The following is a 12,095-nucleotide window of genomic DNA, read 5'->3' as shown; positions in this document are numbered from 1 at the left end:
ATTTATTTATATTAAATCTTTTATTATATTTGGATATTTTATCTCTGTAATTTTTGTCTTTTCTGCCGAATCATCAAATATAGTTGTATGCAGTTTTATAGGAGATATTTGATTTCTAATATAGGCTATAACTTCGTTTTGCACAAATATATCTTTTTTTATGTTTATAACTATAAATGGTATTTTAAATCCTCTTTGATGAAAAAGTTCTACTTGTTCAAAGCTTGAGTGAATTACATTTGTATCATATTCTACTATAGGTATAATATGCAATTCATTATTATATCTTTCTATATCTGTAATTAAATCTAAAAAATTATAATTTTCTTTTATTGGGTCATAAAGGCATAAGGATTCTAATACCATATAATCATAATTTTTTTTACATTCATCTATCAAATCTGTAATCTCTCTCTCATCTATTTTTGTGTTTATACTATGAAGCGGAGAAAGATTACCATTTGTAGCATAAGAAACAAAAATGTCAGAAGCATTTAATGTAGTGGTATTTTTTATATATTCGCAGTCAAATAGTTTATTATTTTTCACCTCCATTACAAAAGGCTTGTAATAACAAATACTTCTTCCCAATATTTTTATTGATTCTACAATATTAGAAGCTACATAAGTTTTACCGGAATGTTTTTTATTAGATATTATATAGAACAGCTTCATTTAACAGTTACCTTCTTTTTTCGTTATTTTAATTCTTCTATATAAGCTTTAATATTATATTCTGCTTTTTCATTTGGTTTTAAATTTATATCCTTACATAATACCACAGTTGAGTTTTGATAATTCATTTCAAGTTTATCAACAGCATCAGATATAGTATAATTTGGCATATATAAGAAATTTGTCTCTTCATTAGCTTCTAAGAATAATTTTATTTTTATATATCCTTCATCTGCCATACCAAATATTTTGCCTCTGTATTCACCTGTGCTTGACAAATTATCAGATATTCTATTATTTTCTCCAATATAATATCTGTCTTTTTCATTTCCAGCAAGCAAAGTAATATTATTTTCTAAAGCATAAACAAAACTTATATTTTCATTAGATTTGTTTAATATTGTTATGTTTATATTAAAACTGCCGTCTTTTTCTACAATATATTTTTTTGTTAAAAGAATTTCTTTGCCATTAACTAAACCATTTTTTTCAAAAACTATATTAGCATTATTTTTGTTTATATTGTTTTCAATTAAATTATAATAAGAATCAAAGAAATCAGCCTCTTCATCATACTTTAATAATTGAAACTCTTCAGCATTAGGCATTGTTTTTAAGAAATGATCAACAGCAAATACCTTTTCATTTTTATCAAACACCAAATATTTAGCAATATTATCATCTATCTTTTTAGCTATCTCGTGAATTGATACATGTTCATTTTCACTTGATTGTTTGCTTGCATTTCTAACAGCTGCAATATGATAAGCCTCTTCTCTTCTTTTTAAGCAGTCTATTAGGTTTATAGGGTTAGTAGTTTTTAAATCCCATTCTATAATTGAACCACTTAAAGTATGAAACACTAAACTTGATTTTTCTGAACTAACCACAACCTCATCTCTGCCGTCAATATCAAAATCCAAATCATAGTTCATAAAATAGCCGCTTCCATATTTCTTTTTTTCTACTATTGAAGTTGATTTTATAAGATTAGCATAAGTAGCATGCCTTAAATTATTTAAATAAAGTCCTCCAAATGTTCCATGCCAATAAGGACAGTTGCATTGCCCTTGTAATAAATAATCTAAAGCCTCTTCTTTTTCTTTAGACTTATCCAATTCGCTAACCATATTTGAAGCAAAAAGCATTCTTTTATTCATTCTATTGCTTTCAGAATATTTAAAGAAATAATTTCTCCAAAAACCTCCGCGCATGAACCTTGTTACTATTTCATTTTCTTCTTGCTTTTTTAACTCTTCCTGTTTTGAATGAAACTCATCTTGCACCTTAGCAGGAAGAACCCATGTAAGCATCTCTTCATAAGAACCTGTAGGTATATATATTTTTGAAACAGGGGCATATTTTTCTATATAATCACTATAGGTAATAGTTTTTATAATATCTTTTTCTTTTGTGAGTGCCTCAAAAAACTTTTCAAGCCATTTATCTTCATAAACCCATTTTTTTGTTCCAGGCCAATCTCCATATTTTTCACCGTCATCATGTAAAACTACTACTCTGTCTCCTTCTTCTGTTGCTATAGATTTTAAATATTCAATTGATTTTTCTACTTCTCTAAATGGTATTAAATAACGAAGTTCTTGAGATATAGGAAATATATTAAGCTTATAAGATTCATCATCTGTTAAAAAATAGCCAAACATATTTTTTGTATCAATTCCTGTTGTAAGAAACTGAGAATCATCTATCATAATATATTTTATTCCATTTTTTGCCAAATGTTTTACAAGCGTAGGCTCCCACACTCTCTCTGCTATCCAAGCACCTTTGGGAGTCGTTTTGAACTTTTTTTCTATATATTTATTTAATTTTGTTATTTGCAAATCTTTATCTCTGTCTGGTATAGAAGGCATTATAGGCTCATAAAAAGCACCGCTTTGAAGCTCTATTCTATTTTCTGAAACAAGTTTAGCTAAAGCGTCCAAATGTTCAGGGTGATTTTTCTCTAACCATTGAAGCAAACAGCCTGTATAGTGAAAGTTAAATTTTATATCTTTATATTTTTCTAATATATCTAAAAAAGGCTTATAAGCATTTTGATAAGTATTTTCGCATACAAAATCAAAATTGCCTACAGGCTGATGATTATGATTTCCAAGTATCAAACTAATAGTTTTCATAGCAATTACCCATAAAAATAATATATAATTAACATAATTCTATACCAAATAATCATTTTTGTAAAGTTTAATTTGTGTTATATTGTTAATTTACTTAAAGTACTAAAAATCAATAAATTAATAATATGTTATTGTACTTGATATTTATTTTTAAACTGTTATAATATTCTAACAATGAAGGGTTATAGAATATTAATATTTTTCAAATAATATTATAGTCTGTTTTATAACATTAAACTAAAATAAATAATAGGAGATAAAAATATGTCTGACGATAAAACAATATGTTTCTGTATGGGTGTTAAGGAAAGTCAAATTATAGATGCCATAAAGAAAAATAAATTAAAAACAGTAGAAGAGGTATCAAAAATTACAAAAGCAGGAACTGGCTGCGGAAGTTGTATACCTACTATACAAAAGATACTCGACGATATTAATAAATAATTATTAGCGGAGGTAAAATATATGTGGGAATATACTGATAAAGTAAAAGACCATTTTATAAATCCGAGGAATGTTGGAGAGATAGAAAATCCTGACGCTGAAGCTATGACTGGAAGTATAGTTTGCGGAGATGCTTTAAAATTAACTCTAAAAATTAATAAAGATACTGAAGTAATAGAAGATGCTAAGTTTCAAACATTCGGCTGTGCTTCTGCTATAGCAAGCAGCAGTATATTAACAGAGATGATAAAAGGTAAAACTTTAGATGAAGCTAAAAAGATTACAAATAGAGATATAGCAATGGAGCTTGGAGGACTTCCAGAGGAGAAGATGCATTGTTCTGTAATGGGAATGGAAACATTGGAAAAAGCTATTAACAATTACAGAGGAATCAAAGTAGAAGAAGATGAACATGATGAGGGAGCTATAATTTGTAAATGTTTTGGTATAACAGATACTAAAATAAAAAGAGCCATAAGAGAAAATAATTTAACAACAGTAGATGAGATAACATTCTATACTAAAGCAGGCGGCGGATGCGGGGCTTGTAAAGTTAAATTAGAAGATATATTAAATGAAGAGCTTGCTGAGAGAGAAAGAGCTCAAAAGAATGCCCCTCTCACTACAGTTCAAAAGATTAAAAAAATAGAAGAAGCAATAGAAACAGTAATTAACCCTATGCTTAAAATGGATGGAGGAAGCTGTAAATTAGTGGATATAGAAGGCAACATAGTAAAAATATCTTTTAAGGGAGCTTGTTCTTCTTGTATGGCTTCTAAGAACACTTTGAAAGGCTTTGTTGAGCCTAAAATTAAAGAGCTGGTTGATAAAGATTTAGAAGTAGTAGGAGTGTAAATTATGCCTGAAAACAAAATTATATATATGGATAATAATGCCACTACTCGAGTATATCAAGAAGTTTTGGATGCTATGCTTCCATATTTCAAAGACCAATATTATAACCCTTCAAGTATGTATAGCCCAGCAGGTGCTGTGCATAAAGAAATGGAAAAAGCAAGAGGAGAGGTTGCTGACTTTTTAGGATGCGACCCTATAGAAGTTTGTTTTGTTTCTTGCGGAAGCGAGGGAGATAATATGGCCATTAGAGGTACAATAGAAGCTTACCCTACAAAGAATCATATTATCACTACCAGAGTAGAACACCCTGCTGTTATAGAAACTTGTAAATCATTAGAGCGTTTGGGTTATAGAATCACTCTTTTAGATGTAGATACTGATGGAAACATTAATATAGATGATTTGAAAAAAGCTATTAATGATAATACTGCTATAGTATCTATAATGTATGCCAACAATGAAACAGGTGTAATTTTCCCTGTAAAAGAGATTGGGGAAATAGTAAAAAATGCAGGTGCAGTATTTCATGTAGATGCTGTGCAGGCTGCTGGTAAATTGCCTTTAAACATGAAAGATGAGCCTTATATAGATATGCTTACAATAGCAGGACACAAAATACATGCTCCAAAAGGTATTGGTGCTTTATATATTAAAAAAGGCACTAAATTAAGAACAGTACAAACAGGCGGACATCAGGAGAGAGGACGCCGTGCCGGTACCGAGAATGTTCCTTATATAATAGGGCTTGGCAAGGCTGCTTCTATTGTAAAGGCTGAGCTTCCTAAATTTGTTGAACATACTTCTAAATTGAGAGATAAACTTGAAGAAGAGGTTTTAAAAAGAATTAAAGAAGTAAAAATTAATGGAAGAGGTGCTAAAAGAGTAAGCAACACTGCAAATATTAGCTTTAAAAATATAGAAGGTGAGGCTATACTTTTATTGCTTGACGGTTATGGTATATGTACTTCAAGCGGAAGTGCATGTTCTTCTGGTACTTTAGAGCCTTCTCCTGTTTTACAGGCTATGGGAGTTCCTTTTGAATATGCTCATAGTTCAACAAGATTCTCTTTATCATTAGATAACACTATGGAAGAAATAATGTATACAGCAGATGCTATAGAAAAAATAGTAGCAAGGCTTAGAGATATTTCCCCATATAGAGATTAAAAAATATAGAATATTATATTAAAAAGGGGCTTGATAATAAAAGCTCCTTTTTTATTTAATTATTAAATGTATTTTAGTTTATAGCTGTTGTTTAAAAAATATTAACGTAAATTAAAAATATATATCATTCTGGAGATTTATATGATAGCTAACAACATACTCGATTTAATAGGCAATACTCCTATTATAAGATTAAGCAATATAGAAACAAAATTTAATTTAAATAAAAATATAGAATTATATGGAAAAGTAGAAAAAAATAATCCTGCTGCTTCAATAAAAGATAGAGCAGTAAAACAAATATTATTAGATTTAATCAAAGACGGAAAAATAAAAAAAGGTTCTACAATTATAGAGCCAACTTCAGGAAACACAGGAATTGCTATGGCAGCTATTGGAAACTATTTAGGGCTTAATGTTATAATAGTTATGCCTTCTTCAATGTCTGAAGAGAGAAGAAAACTTATAAGAGATTATGGGGCAAAGCTGGAATTAGTTGATGGAGGAATGGATGCTACAGTTGAAAGAGCAAATCAATTAAACAGAGAAATACCTGATTCTATAATACCAGGTCAGTTTATTAATAAATCTAATTTTATGGCACATTATTTAACAACAGCACCAGAAATATATAAAGATATGGGAGATGTAGATTATATATTTGCTGGAATTGGCACTGGAGGAACTGTTACTGGAATAGGAAAGTATGTTAAAGACAATAATAAAAATACTAAAGTAATTGGAGTTGAACCTGAATCTTCTCCTCTTCTTACAAAAGGCTATGCAGCTTCTCATAAAATACAGGGAATAGGGGCTAATTTTATACCAAAAATTTTGGATTTAAAGGTGATAGAAAAAATAATAGATGTATCAGATGAGAATGCCATTAATACTGCAAGAGAAATATGTTTTACTGAAGGTTTATATGTGGGTATATCTTCGGGTGCTAGTGTTTATGCTGCAATTGATTTATCAAGACAATTAGATTTAAATAATAAAATAAAGATGCTTTGTATTTTACCTGATACAGGCGAGAGATATTCTTGGAGCTAAAGGATTATATTAATGAAACTTAAAACTTTTAATGAACTTCCTAATAAAAATGATATAAAAGAAATTGTAAAACTCATAAGGGATTATGTTTTTCCTAATTTTTTTAGAGAGACTCCTAATAAAGATATTATAGAAAAAAATATAATTGAACTTTATAAAAAAATAGTAAGTAATGATTCCCTATTATTAGATTTTATAGAAAAGCTTAAAGATATTACATCAAGTCTTGAGAAAGATTTAGAGTTTTTTTATCAGTCTGACCCTGCTTCAAAATCTTATGATGAAATAGTATTAACATATCCTGGATTTAGAGCAATTTTTCATTATAGAATAGCACATATATTTTATAATCATAAGGAGTATTTAATAGCAAGAACTATATCTGAATTTGCACATTCAAAAACAGGCATAGATATTCACCCCGGAGCTAATATAGGCGATTATTTCTTTATAGACCATGGTACAGGAATAGTTATAGGAGAAACTACCATTATAGGTCATCATGTAAAAATATATCAGGGAGTTACTTTAGGGGCATTATCATTAACTAATGGAAGAAGCTTGGAAGGTAAAAAAAGACATCCTACAGTTTGCGATTATGTCACAATATATGCTAATGCTTCGATATTTGGCGGGAACACTGTAATAGGTAAAAATACTATCATTGGTGCTAATTGTATAATTTTAGAATCTGTTGAAGAAAACAAAAAAATCACTTTATAGTTTTATACAATAACTTAAAACTGTTTTTGATTTTTATACTATATAAATTAGATAAAAAATGCAGCTATTTTGCTTTTTTAACTAATACCAAAATGTAGTTATTTCGCTCACTATGAATGGCTGCCTTTGGTCTCAAAAAGAAGCGTAGATTTGTGGGTAAAAATCCCATAAATAAAATCATTCTTTTATTGACTTTTGACTAAAAATAATTTATGATTCTTTAAAATTATGGGGATATAGCTCAGTTTGGGAGAGCATCACAATGGCATTGTGAGGGTCGTGGGTTCGAGCCCCATTATCTCCAAAAATCTCATTAACGCACGGTAAACCAAATTTCAAATATAATAAAATTAGAATAGTAAACAAGTTCATATTGTAAAATTCATTCTGCGTGCGGTTGAATAATAAAGAAAAATTTACATAAATAATTGTTGCATTAGAAATTAAGAACTAAATATTGTTTATATTTTTATATTTAAATGTATAATGAAGTATATAAATATGATAGGGTAAAAACATGTCTGATAATAATACCAACACAGAAAATACTAATAACAATACAAATAATGATAACAACAATACCAAAGAAAAAAACAAATCTAATAAAAAAAATATAATAATAGATTTTTTTAAAAGACATTTTAGTTTTATGCTATATTCTATAATATGCATAATATTTTTATTAATTTTGATATGCAAATATTCTAAATACACAAATGAAAGTAAAACCCTAATAGAAAATAGCATCAAACAGTTTGAACTAAACTCGCAAACGCAACTAAGCAATTATTATGAATTCCTAAAAGAAACAGTTACAAATGAAAGTTTTGAAAGCAAAGAGTTTATAAAAAATACACTCGAAGAAGCATTCAAACCCAACATTGATTTACTTAGAGAAACACTAAAAGATAGTAAAGACTTTTCAATAAATACAGTAACTTTCTGGCTAGCATTTTTGTCTTTAATAATGATAATATTTACAATATTAGGCATATACGCCAACAATAAAATAATGGAGAGCAACCAAAAGCAATCAGAATTGATTATAAACGAAACAGAATTAAAATCTAAAGAAAGCATAGAAAATATAAGAAAAGAATTATCAAAAGAAAATAAAGAATACATTGAAAATCTAAAATCAGATTTTGATAATATAAAAAATAATATACTCAATGAAATGAATACTATAAAAACTGAAGCAATAAATGCAAAAGATAATGCAATAAATGAAGTAAATAGCATAAAAGAAGAAATAAATAATAACAAATCAGAAGCTGAAAATTTAAAGGTTGAAATAGAAAAAATAAAAGAAGAAGCAGAAAAAATATTAGAACAATCAAATAAAAAAGCCCAAGAAATAGAATTAACATTAAAGAAAATAAAAAAACAAACAAAACAATCAGAAAATAATGCTAATAGAGCTAAAGTAAGTGAATTATTTAGCAGAGCTTTAACAGAAGATAATAAAAATAATAAAGAAGAAGCTATAAGGCTCTATACTGAAGCATTAGAGATAGATTCTAAAAATATAATGCTATTAAATAATAGAGCTATTTTATATTCAAAAAAATATGAAGAAACTAAAAAAGAAGAATATTTTAATAAAGCTTTAAATGATTATAATAAAGTATTAAATATTAATAATAATTATATTAATACTTTAACTTCTATAGGATTTTTATATTTAAATCATTATCAAATTAAAGAAAATAAAGAAAGTTTAATGCAAGCAGAAAAATATTTAGATAAAGGATTAAAGTTATATCCTAATAATTTAGAATTAATAAATAATTATGGTATATTTTTATATTTAAAAAATGATTTAAATAAATCTGAAAAATATTTGAAAAAGTCTATAAACAAAAGCAGAGTAAAAGAAAATTTAGGAGAAACCTACTACTATTTACATCTTGTATACAAAGAATACTCTAAACTTGACAACAATAACAGCGGTTACTCAAAAGATGAATGCAAAAAATTAAGCAATGAGTATTTACAAAAGTCAAAAGATTTAGGATATAAGCACTTTATGGACAAATAAAAATTATTCATTTTTATAAATATATTATCAACTTTTTTGTGTATTAAAATTTTTTTATCACTCGTTATGCTTTACTAAAGATGAAGTAAAAAACGCACTTTTTGCAACTTTGACGAAGTCCGCACCGCGAAGGCGGGAAAAAGTTGAATAAAATAAAAAACTTATATGACAATTTTTTTAAGTTTGTGATTTGTGGTGGCTTTGCCCCCTGCGAAGCGTGCCCTTAGGGTACACACCCCCACTTCTTTTGGTGACCCAAAGAAGAAAAAGGACTGCATTTTCATGGAATATAGTTACAAACATATATCATTATTTAATATATATTCATAATCAATAAAATTAAAACAATATAAATATTTATTAACTTACTTTGAGAACATTATATTATTTTTTATACACAGAATAAGCGTAAGATATTATAGCGGATGCTGCTGATACATTAAGTGAATCAAAATCGCTGCAGGCTCTTATTATAATGCTGCCGTCAGAATTCTTCTTCAAACTCTCCCTCACGCCGCTATGTTCATTTCCAAGTATAATAGCTGTAGGTGTATCAAATTTAAAATTTTCTAATGATGTATCGCCCTTCTCGCTCGCATAATATACCCAAAAACCTTTCTCTTTCATTATCTCAATAACCCTATTAAGATTAGTCTCTATTGATATAGGCAAATGATAGGCAGCACCAGCCGATATCTCATAAACCTTTTCATTTATAGGAGCAGCATTGTCTTTAGGTATAATAATTCCGCCCAAATCAAAAAAATATGCATTTCTTATAATAGCACCCAAATTATGAACATCTGTTATAGAATCAAGTATAAATATGAGCGGCGTATTAGTTTTTTCTAAAGCCCTATCCAAAAAAACATCAATACCTATATCAGCATTTTCTTTCACGCTCGCAGCAATAGAATAAACCTTCCCTACAATGCTTTCCATCTCTCTTTTGTCAACATTTTTAATTAAAACTTTCTTTCTCTCGGCAAGCTTAATAATTTCTTTTTCTCTTTTAGATATAGGAAATTTAATATAAATAACATCAACCAAGTCTTTAGATAGAGCTTCAACTATAGCATTCTTTGAGCTAATAAACATTATTTCTTATAACCATTAGGGTGATTTTTATGCCAATTCCAAGCAGTTTCAACTATCTTTTCTAATGAGTCTATAGTAGGAGTCCAGCCCAATACCTCTTTAGCCCTATCACTGCTTGCAATAAGTTCAGATGAATCCCCTGCCCTTCTAGGACAAACTTCTGCAGGTATAGCATGCCCTGTTACTTTTCTTGCCACCTCTATAACCTCTTTTACACTAAATCCGTTTCCATTACCCAAATTACAAGCAACACTCTTACCGCCATTTTTAAGATAATTCATAGCAGCAATATGCGCCAAAGCCAAATCGCATACATGTATATAATCTCTCAAACAAGTGCCGTCTGGTGTAGGATAATCATCACCAAATATTTTTATATTTTCTCTTTTTCCAAGCGGAACTTGAAGTATTAAAGGTATTAAATGTGATTCAGGGTTATGGTCTTCTCCAATGTCTCCGTCAGGATGAGCACCAGAAGCATTAAAATATCTTAAAGCCACATAATTAAAATCATAAGCCTTTGTATACCAAGCAAGTATTTTTTCTAATGCAAGCTTACTATCACCATAAGGATTAGTAGGCTCTTTTCTGCAATCTTCTTTTAGAGGAATAGCTTCAGGTTCTCCATAAACAGCAGCAGTAGAAGAAAATATAAAGTTCTTTACTTTAGCTCTAAGCATAGCATTAAGTAAATTGATAGAGTTAGATACATTATTGTGATAATATTTAGCAGGATTTTGTACACTCTCACCTACTTCTATATAGGCACATAAATGCATAACAGAATCAATATTATGTTTAGAAAATATTTCATCAAGTAAAGCACTATCCCCAATGTTTCCCTGATAAAAATTCTTACAATCTTTAATAGCCTCTTTATGACCATACTCAAGTGAATCTATTACAACAGTCTCTATATTCTGTTTTAAAAGTTCACGCACCACATGAGAGCCAATATATCCAGCTCCCCCACAAACTAAAACAGCCATAATAAAAAAACTCCTTTTATTTATAAAAATTAATTTTCAGCACCTAAACTCTCTAAAAGCTCAGTAGTCTCAGCATCGTTAGCATAATATAAAACACCATCTCCATCTTCATCAGTACTGTTAATATCAAATCCCAAATCATTAACCAAATATTTAATAACTTCTAAATTATCATTTAAAGAAGCAATATGAAGTCCATTAGCATCATAAATATTTACAGAATCAACTAAATCAGGATGAGCTTGAACTAACATTTTTACTTCTTCAACACTTCCAGTACCGCAAGCCCATAAAAAAGCATTCCACCCATCTTCATCTTTAATATAAGGGTCAGCATCATTGTCAAGTAAATATTGCATTATGCCCAAATCCCTATAAAATATAGCAAATATCAAAGGAGTAGCTCCATCAATGCTATAACTATCGTCCATAAACTCACTATACTCGCTTTCATCTGTACTTATAGTATCATTAATTAATTGACTATCCATCTCTACTAATTCAGCAACCCTTTTTAAACTATGATTTCTTATAGCATCAAATATATCATACTCTTCACTATATTCACCTTCTTCTCTATCTTTGTATGCAAACGCATAAGAACTCTTAGTATCAACAAACTTTCCATTCACTTTTACAACGTTAGTATATTCTTTATGATATATATTATTAGGGTCACTAACATAAACTTTATTATTATTAACTATCATTTCAGATTCTTTTTTACAAGAAAATAGTACTACAGATAATACTATTAAAACAATAAACCATATTCTTTTCATAAACTAAAAACCGCCATACTATATAACTTATAATAATTATACTATAAAACCTAAATATTTTCTATAGCAAGTATAAATAAAAAATATTTACTATTTTAATAAATAAACTGTTATAACTAATGCA

Annotated in this window: 11 protein-coding genes and 1 tRNA gene; 7 read left to right on the top strand and 5 right to left on the bottom strand. The window is 28.5% G+C overall.

Translation table 11 applies throughout. From position 1 onward, the window contains the following. Window positions 1-6 precede the first annotated feature (6 nt). Both R4I97_RS11220 and R4I97_RS11215 read right to left on the bottom strand, forming a co-directional pair. Window positions 7-675: an AAA family ATPase gene (locus R4I97_RS11220; RefSeq protein ID WP_335785126.1), complete on the bottom strand. Its 669-nt coding sequence runs from the start codon at window positions 673-675 to the stop codon at window positions 7-9. A gap of 23 nt (window positions 676-698) precedes the next feature. Next, on the bottom strand, window positions 699-2,816 hold the full coding sequence (locus R4I97_RS11215; protein WP_335785125.1) for an alpha-amylase/4-alpha-glucanotransferase domain-containing protein: 2,118 nt from the start codon (window positions 2,814-2,816) through the stop codon (window positions 699-701). Window positions 2,817-3,080: 264 nt separating this feature from the next. Between R4I97_RS11215 and R4I97_RS11210 the strand changes: the two genes are divergently transcribed. The 7 genes from R4I97_RS11210 (at window position 3,081) to R4I97_RS11180 (ending at window position 9,102) form a co-directional block, all read left to right on the top strand. After that, the gene (locus R4I97_RS11210; protein WP_335785124.1) at window positions 3,081-3,260 is read left to right on the top strand and encodes a (2Fe-2S)-binding protein; all 180 of its coding nucleotides are present in this window, start codon (window positions 3,081-3,083) and stop codon (window positions 3,258-3,260) included. A gap of 21 nt (window positions 3,261-3,281) precedes the next feature. Then, complete coding sequence (gene nifU / locus R4I97_RS11205; protein ID WP_014932918.1) at window positions 3,282-4,115, top strand: Fe-S cluster assembly protein NifU; 834 nt, start codon at window positions 3,282-3,284, stop codon at window positions 4,113-4,115. Between the two features lie 3 nt (window positions 4,116-4,118). Next, window positions 4,119-5,285 carry a cysteine desulfurase NifS gene (nifS, locus tag R4I97_RS11200; protein ID WP_335785123.1) on the top strand — a complete coding sequence of 389 codons (1,167 nt, stop codon included), beginning with the start codon at window positions 4,119-4,121 and terminating at the stop codon, window positions 5,283-5,285. Between the two features lie 141 nt (window positions 5,286-5,426). Further along, window positions 5,427-6,338, top strand: a complete 912-nt coding sequence (locus R4I97_RS11195; protein WP_335785122.1) for a cysteine synthase family protein — start codon at window positions 5,427-5,429, stop codon at window positions 6,336-6,338. Window positions 6,339-6,350: 12 nt separating this feature from the next. Further along, complete coding sequence (gene epsC / locus R4I97_RS11190; RefSeq protein ID WP_335785121.1) at window positions 6,351-7,061, top strand: serine O-acetyltransferase EpsC; 711 nt, start codon at window positions 6,351-6,353, stop codon at window positions 7,059-7,061. 230 nt (window positions 7,062-7,291) lie between these two features. Next, window positions 7,292-7,365: transfer RNA gene (locus tag R4I97_RS11185), tRNA-Ala, on the top strand. Window positions 7,366-7,578: 213 nt separating this feature from the next. Next, window positions 7,579-9,102 (top strand): hypothetical protein, encoded by a 1,524-nt coding sequence (locus R4I97_RS11180; RefSeq protein ID WP_335785120.1) that lies wholly within the window; start codon window positions 7,579-7,581, stop codon window positions 9,100-9,102. Between the two features lie 384 nt (window positions 9,103-9,486). Here R4I97_RS11180 and rlmB read toward each other — a convergent pair whose 3' ends face one another. From rlmB to R4I97_RS11165, 3 genes are read right to left on the bottom strand one after another with little or no spacing between them, the layout of a single operon-like run. After that, window positions 9,487-10,200: a 23S rRNA (guanosine(2251)-2'-O)-methyltransferase RlmB gene (gene rlmB / locus R4I97_RS11175; RefSeq protein ID WP_335785119.1), complete on the bottom strand. Its 714-nt coding sequence runs from the start codon at window positions 10,198-10,200 to the stop codon at window positions 9,487-9,489. After that, on the bottom strand, window positions 10,200-11,189 hold the full coding sequence (galE, locus tag R4I97_RS11170) for a UDP-glucose 4-epimerase GalE (protein ID WP_335785118.1): 990 nt from the start codon (window positions 11,187-11,189) through the stop codon (window positions 10,200-10,202). The genes rlmB and galE overlap by 1 nt, the downstream gene beginning before the upstream one ends. A gap of 29 nt (window positions 11,190-11,218) precedes the next feature. Beyond that, complete coding sequence (locus R4I97_RS11165; RefSeq protein ID WP_335785117.1) at window positions 11,219-11,971, bottom strand: ankyrin repeat domain-containing protein; 753 nt, start codon at window positions 11,969-11,971, stop codon at window positions 11,219-11,221. Window positions 11,972-12,095 lie beyond the last annotated feature (124 nt).

Source organism: Brachyspira pilosicoli, from assembly GCF_036997485.1.
GTDB classification, from domain to species: Bacteria; Spirochaetota; Brachyspiria; order Brachyspirales; family Brachyspiraceae; genus Brachyspira; species Brachyspira pilosicoli_C.
This window is presented reverse-complemented; position numbering and strand designations above follow the sequence as displayed.

Excerpts from the sequence above, each read along its gene's own strand:
- R4I97_RS11220 (WP_335785126.1), bottom strand. The coding sequence starts at position 675 with ATGAAGCTGTTCTATATAATATCTAATAAAAAACATTCCGGTAAAACT.
- R4I97_RS11215 (WP_335785125.1), bottom strand. The coding sequence starts at position 2,816 with ATGAAAACTATTAGTTTGATACTTGGAAATCATAATCATCAGCCTGTA.
- R4I97_RS11210 (WP_335785124.1), top strand. The coding sequence starts at position 3,081 with ATGTCTGACGATAAAACAATATGTTTCTGTATGGGTGTTAAGGAAAGT.
- nifU (WP_014932918.1), top strand. The coding sequence starts at position 3,282 with ATGTGGGAATATACTGATAAAGTAAAAGACCATTTTATAAATCCGAGG.
- nifS (WP_335785123.1), top strand. The coding sequence starts at position 4,119 with ATGCCTGAAAACAAAATTATATATATGGATAATAATGCCACTACTCGA.
- R4I97_RS11195 (WP_335785122.1), top strand. The coding sequence starts at position 5,427 with ATGATAGCTAACAACATACTCGATTTAATAGGCAATACTCCTATTATA.
- epsC (WP_335785121.1), top strand. The coding sequence starts at position 6,351 with ATGAAACTTAAAACTTTTAATGAACTTCCTAATAAAAATGATATAAAA.
- R4I97_RS11180 (WP_335785120.1), top strand. The coding sequence starts at position 7,579 with ATGTCTGATAATAATACCAACACAGAAAATACTAATAACAATACAAAT.
- rlmB (WP_335785119.1), bottom strand. The coding sequence starts at position 10,200 with ATGTTTATTAGCTCAAAGAATGCTATAGTTGAAGCTCTATCTAAAGAC.
- galE (WP_335785118.1), bottom strand. The coding sequence starts at position 11,189 with ATGGCTGTTTTAGTTTGTGGGGGAGCTGGATATATTGGCTCTCATGTG.
- R4I97_RS11165 (WP_335785117.1), bottom strand. The coding sequence starts at position 11,971 with ATGAAAAGAATATGGTTTATTGTTTTAATAGTATTATCTGTAGTACTA.